This window comes from Pseudomonas sp. ICMP 8385, from assembly GCF_002699915.1.
In the GTDB taxonomy this organism is placed as follows: Bacteria; Pseudomonadota; Gammaproteobacteria; order Pseudomonadales; family Pseudomonadaceae; genus Aquipseudomonas; species Aquipseudomonas gessardii.
This window is the reverse complement of record NZ_LKBY01000165.1, coordinates 1-5,679: the sequence shown is the minus strand read 5'-3', so window position 1 is coordinate 5,679 and position 5,679 is coordinate 1. Positions and strand designations below refer to the sequence as shown.

5 protein-coding genes and 1 pseudogene (1 of these 6 only partly in view) are annotated in these 5,679 nt (G+C 54.0%); 4 read left to right on the top strand and 2 right to left on the bottom strand.

Going from position 1 to position 5,679, the window contains the following annotated elements; genetic code table 11:
- The 4 genes and pseudogenes from AO268_RS33955 to AO268_RS31175 form a co-directional block, all read left to right on the top strand.
- Positions 1-231, top strand: a pseudogene (locus tag AO268_RS33955) (catalase-related domain-containing protein) (its annotated part extends 201 nt beyond the left edge of the window); the annotation flags it as partial.
- Between the two features lie 634 nt (positions 232-865).
- Positions 866-1,396, top strand: a complete 531-nt coding sequence (locus tag AO268_RS31185) for a YybH family protein (protein ID WP_218927897.1) — start codon at positions 866-868, stop codon at positions 1,394-1,396.
- A gap of 166 nt (positions 1,397-1,562) precedes the next feature.
- Complete coding sequence (locus AO268_RS31180) at positions 1,563-2,429, top strand: LysR family transcriptional regulator (RefSeq protein WP_099170819.1); 867 nt, start codon at positions 1,563-1,565, stop codon at positions 2,427-2,429.
- Between the two features lie 124 nt (positions 2,430-2,553).
- Positions 2,554-3,498, top strand: a complete 945-nt coding sequence (locus AO268_RS31175; protein WP_099170818.1) for a LysR family transcriptional regulator — start codon at positions 2,554-2,556, stop codon at positions 3,496-3,498.
- Here AO268_RS31175 and AO268_RS31170 read toward each other — a convergent pair.
- Positions 3,495-4,322, bottom strand: coding sequence for a nitroreductase family protein (locus tag AO268_RS31170; RefSeq protein WP_306474148.1), 828 nt, complete (start codon positions 4,320-4,322; stop codon positions 3,495-3,497). The genes AO268_RS31175 and AO268_RS31170 overlap by 4 nt on opposite strands.
- A gap of 88 nt (positions 4,323-4,410) precedes the next feature.
- Complete coding sequence (locus tag AO268_RS31165) at positions 4,411-5,592, bottom strand: calcium-binding protein (protein ID WP_099170816.1); 1,182 nt, start codon at positions 5,590-5,592, stop codon at positions 4,411-4,413.
- Between the last annotated feature and the right edge of the window lie 87 nt (positions 5,593-5,679).

The following is a 5,679-nucleotide window of genomic DNA, read 5'->3' as shown; positions in this document are numbered from 1 at the left end:
GATTTTCAAGAGCCGCCCCTGACCCTGGAAGGCGCGGCCGGCCACTGGAATCATCGGGTCGATCCCGATTATTTCTCCCAGCCCGGCGCCCTGTTCCGAAAAATGTCCGCAGAGCAAAAACAAGCGCTGTTCGATAACACCGCACGCGCCCTGGCGGGGGTTTCCACCCCTATCCAACGCCTGCATATAGAGCACTGCACCAAGGCCGATCCCGAGTATGGAAGCGGGGTCCCTGGCGGGGGTTTCCACCCCTATCCAACGCCTGCATATAGAGCACTGCACCAAGGCCGATCCCGAGTATGGAAGCGGGGTCTTGCAAGCACTGGCGGCCCACAAACAACCCTAGACCCCATATAAATATCCCCGCATAAGGCGTCGCGGCAACACCAGCGCACAATCGTCCTATGCGGGCCGACCAGGCTGATTTCCGGCACGCCGCTGCCGGCATAGGTGTTTTTTCATAACCCCCTTGAATAACGCGCGCTGAGTTTTTTCACATTGTGAATGTTCCCTGCCTTCAAAAAACTGATCAATCGTTAATATCCAGAGTCGAGTATGTTTACGTTCTAACAAGGTCGATATGGCGCTTATCTATTCTTCAGGAGTGAATTGAGCTGCCACCTCTCAACTTTTCTGAAAAATACCGCCCCTATATGAAAGGTAATAAAACCAGCCTCTCATTTATAGATGGCTCCCTATCATCCCTGACAGTTCATCAACCGACAAAATTAGGGCAGGATACTTTAAAACGGTGACATAACAGCGCCCACCAGTAATGTATTGACCTGGCCGCTACCTAATGGGCCAAAGACATACATTACAATTTCATTATCAACGCCATACGAAATACTCGTAGAGGGAACGCATGAAAACAGCAAACCTGATTCGCGCCCAACTGCTGACACTGACCATGGCCAGCGCCGTTACCTTCTTCACGGCCGCCAGTGCGTCCGCAGCACAAGGCGATGGCACCCCACCGTTCTCCAGCGATCCGAAAATCAAGAGTGTGCAACAGGAAGCCTATAAGGTCGTCCGCCAATATGAGCAGGCACTGAACGAAGGTAATACTCAAAAAATAGTCAGCCTGTTTGCTCCCGACAGCGTTGCAGAATGGAATAACAAGCCTACTTATGCGACCGTCCAGCAAAAGACCGAAGGCTATGATGCATTATTTAAAATAGCCAAATTCAACACCGTATTTGCCTACGATGCGATTAATCTATATGGCGATGCTGCGGTCATCCGTACACATCACCATAAAGGGGCGACGGTTATGGAGAATGGCAAGCCTGTGCCTGACCTGAACCGCGAAGTATTCGTGCTCAACAAAACCAGCCAAGGCTGGAAGATTGTCTTGTATACATTTAATACTGATCCCGTACAGGGCGAGGGTTGATTCGCGAATAACGCTGACACGTACTACCGGGGTATGGGCCGTCCTTCATACCCCGTGCCAACAACACACTGCTCTTAAACCTCTCCTCTGGCACAACGTTTAACCGTGCCTACAGCAAACAACATCTTTACGGTCAAGACTGTATTCAGAGAATAGAAGTAGCGCCATGGACCTTAATGCCATTCGGATGTTTGTCGCCACGGCCAAGTGTGGCAGCTTCACAGCGGCTGCCGAGCGCCTGGAAATGCCACTCGCGACCCTCAGCCGACGAATCAGGGAACTAGAACGTGTATTGCAAGTGCAGTTGCTAGAGCGTTCGGTACATGGAACCCGCCTGACTGACGCAGGCACACGCTTGTACGAACACGCCAGCCGAGGCCTGGAAATGCTGATCGATGGCGAACGGGCCCTGATCAGCGACCAGACCCAACTCAAAGGACGCCTGCGGCTTTCACTCCCCCCTTCGCTTGAGCCCTGGTGGGAGGTGCTCTCGGCGTTTCAGCAGCGCTACCCAGACATACAATTGCAGGTCTATACGAGCGACAGGCGTATTGACATGATCGAAGATGGCATTGATGTGGCCATGCGTATTGGCCGTATCACTCACGAATCCATGGTGGCTCGACGGATGTTGGCTTATCGCCACATTCTCGTCGCGTCTCCCGTGTTGCTCACACGCCTAGGCATGCCCGATAAAGTCGCGGATTTGCACAATTATCCCTGCGGGGCCTGGAGCCAGGACGCGACAGCCACTTGGCAACTGGGCGAAGAGGTATTTAAGGCAGACCCCATAATAGCCACCAACGATTACGCGCATTTACGCAGCCGAGCGCTGGCCGGGGACCTGGTTACCGAGTTGCCACCGTTCATGGCCAAGGAGGCGATAAGGAACAAGCAATTGGTCGCACTCCTGGGCAAACACCCCTTCCCGGAAATGGAGATCAACCTGCTTTACCCCTCGCACCGGCACCCGTCCAACCTCGTGCGAACCTACCTGGACTTTGCCCAGCAGCATATACAACGCCTGATGTAACGGCCCGCGCCCGAGGGCAGGGCTCAATGGCCAGCCAAAGGGGATTGATATTTTTCATCCCGCGCAATGCAACGATCAACCTCTGCCAAGGTCAAGACCTCAGATAAAGACATGGGAGGTGACGATGGATCTCAACGCGATACAGATGTTCGTGGCTGTCGCCCAGATGGGAAGCCTGTCAGCTGCCGCCCTCCATCTGGATATGCCACTGCAAACCTTGAGTCGGCGCATTCGTGAGCTAGAACATGAATTGAACGTGCAACTCCTGCAGCGCTCCATGCGGGGCACAAAGCTGACCCAGGCCGGAGAAAAACTCTATGCGTATGCAAGCCTTGGCATGGAAGCCTTCGCACAGGGAAAATCAGCCCTGATAAGTGACCAGAATGCGCTAAGGGGCCGCCTGAGAGTGACACTTCCCGTCGCCTTTGAACCTTGGGGGCAATTACTGTGCGACTTTCAACAGCGCTATCCTGAAATAGAGCTGGCCGTTTACTTTACGGAACAGCGCCTGGACCTTATCACTGAAGGTATTGATGTAGCGCTTCGCGTCGGCGCCATTGAACAAGACACCTTGATTGCACGCTATATGATCAGCTATCGACATACACTCGTTGCCAGCCCAGCCCTGCTCGAGCGCCTGGGCGAACCCCAGATACCCGATGACCTGCACAGGTTTCCCTGTGCCACTTGGTCAAAAAACTCCAGCACGCGCAGCCTGTGGACCCTGGGCAACCAGACGCTCGAACCGGCGGCCATCGTTACGACCAATAACTACCTGCACCTGCGCAACTGCGCACTTAATGGCGACTGTATCACCGAGCTCCCGCCCTTCCTGGCGGTCCAGGCCATTAAAGAAAGCAGTCTGCAGCCAGTGCTGGACAACTACCCGATGCCAGAAACCTCCGTGCACTTGCTCTATCAATCCCATCGCCATCCTTCTCGCCTAGTGCGCGTCTACCTGGACTTCTGCCAGGAGTATTTGCAGCACGGGTGTCCCTCTTTGGCTCACCCTTCACTCATCACCCACCCACAGGCTGAGTCAACAGCCCGTGAGCGTATTGGCTGTTAAACCAGGGTCAGTACTTGCTTGAGGGCCTTGCGCGGCTTTTGTGGCCAGTTTTCAGGCAGTGCGTAGCCGACAGCAATCAGCATCGCAGGCACCTCGCTGGCGCTCAGTTGGAACTCACGGGCAACGCCGGCCGGGTCAAAGCCGATCATCGGGCCTGAAGCCAACCCTTGCCCTTGGGCTGCCAACATCAGGGTCATTGCACACAGTGAGGCCGAGCGGATGGCTTCATCACGCTGGAACACCTCATTGCCTTCGTACATGCCGTTGGCCATCGCCACCCAGGTGTCGAAGACCGAACGCTCGATAATGCCTTTTTCAACCGATGGCAACAGAGCCTCCGGCAAGCCTTTGTGTGCGGCCAACGTCCCGCAAATGATAAAAGTAACGGCGGCATCGGCGATTTTGGGCTGGTCATAAGCGACTTTTTTCAAGCGCTGCTTGGCCTCGGGCGTGCGTACTGCAATCACTTTCCAGTTTTGCGCATTGAATGAAGAAGGGGCCAGCGTGGCTAAACGCACCAACCCTTCGATTTGCTCATCCGAGAGCCCACGACTCGTATCAAACGCATTCGCTGAGATTCGGCTTTCGATCAACTCGCTAACATTTTTCATGATACTTCCCATTGGCAGTGATAACTCGATAGACCCGCAAGCCGCCACACCCAAGTGGCCACATGCACGGTTCGTCATAATCCTCCAGCAACTGACTCCTTGAGAATACCCACCCGTGAGATGCGGCCTCTCATGCATCAGAGGCTCATCCGGGCTTGTCGAAGCGCTGGCCAGCCGTTTGCCGTCGCCAGCCACACAAAAAACGCCGCTCATCACTGAGCGGCGCTTGGGTTAACCATGAAGCGGGAAACGAGTCCGGTTGATCCGAAGAGCAGCCAACCGGTCAAATGAGACGCTCAGATCAAGCGATAGCAATGTTATCGGCTGAAAGGCTACCCAACCCAACGCCCACTAAAGTCACAGAATTATCGCCAAAGGTCAGGACAGTGTTGATACCAACCGTCTGTGCGTGATCGAGGTAGCTATATTGTTCGTCAACCCCCTCAACCCCTACAAACGCCAACTTATCGGTCGATTTGAAACCCGTGATAAAGTCCAAACCGAAATCCCCATTAAACAAGAAGGTATCGGCACCCGCCCCCGCCAATATCACATCATTCCCTGCGCCCCCCACCAATACATCATCGCCTTGGCCGCCGATCAGTAAATCCGCGCTGCCCTGGCCAAACAACCAACTTCCGCTGCTCTGGGCGACAAGAACATTATTGTTTGCGTCGCCCTTGCCCGAAGGCGCGTACTCGGTGAAAGTGTCTGCACTGAGTAAGCCTTGTTCAGTGACGTTATAGGTGACGTCCCGATTAAAGAAAATCCAGCTGCTTTCCTTACTCACCAGAGTATCAACATCCTGAATCAGGCTGATACCACCACGGGTATCTTGCATATACAGCATACCCTCACCGTCATTGGCAAACTCGAAGCCATTCACCGACTGCTGCAACTCCAGGGTATTATTACCCGCCCCTCCGAGAATAATGTTGTAACCCCCACTGTCACGGAACGTATCGTCACCGGCACGGCCTTCCAGATAATCATTGGCTGCCCCGCCCTGGAGCCGATCAGCACTGTCAGTGCCTATAATAAAAGTGCCACCGGTGTGGGGCTCTGCATAGTTTTCCAAGTCTTGCACCCAAAGATTGCCACGCGTTAAATCCGACAAGTTAGACACTACAATAGTGGAGTCCCTACTGGTCAGATTGTAAAACTGTGACTCAGCAACACGGGCAAAACCGTCGGCCCCCCCATGGCTCAACCAAGCCAACGGATTGATAATCGGAAATATCCCTTCCCCCACTAGCGGCCCAAGCGCATACACCTCGTTGAAATTAACCAGATTATTTGTAGCCGATGGCTGGGGGGTGTCGTGTACCGCTAGCAACGACGGCAGCTCGGAGGTGTAGCCATCCAGCACCCGAAAAACCGGATCCTGCTCATAGCCAATATTCAATACCTTGTCGCCCGAGGCCTGGCTAGGCGAAGCAAAAGCCACATAGTTCGCGTCTTGATAAAAACCGCCTGAATTCATAGAATAAGCGCAACGCTTGAAACGAGAGGCAGAGAGCCAGCCACCGGTAGAATCCAGGCTCTCACACCGAAGGATTCAAGCGCAGAT

What these genes read in the sequence shown, in the direction of transcription:
- AO268_RS31185 (WP_218927897.1), top strand. Translation starts at nt 866, where the DNA reads ATGAAAACAGCAAACCTGATTCGCGCCCAACTGCTGACACTGACCATG.
- AO268_RS31180 (WP_099170819.1), top strand. Translation starts at nt 1,563, where the DNA reads ATGGACCTTAATGCCATTCGGATGTTTGTCGCCACGGCCAAGTGTGGC.
- AO268_RS31175 (WP_099170818.1), top strand. Translation starts at nt 2,554, where the DNA reads ATGGATCTCAACGCGATACAGATGTTCGTGGCTGTCGCCCAGATGGGA.
- AO268_RS31170 (WP_306474148.1), bottom strand. Translation starts at nt 4,322, where the DNA reads ATGAGCGGCGTTTTTTGTGTGGCTGGCGACGGCAAACGGCTGGCCAGC.
- AO268_RS31165 (WP_099170816.1), bottom strand. Translation starts at nt 5,592, where the DNA reads ATGAATTCAGGCGGTTTTTATCAAGACGCGAACTATGTGGCTTTTGCT.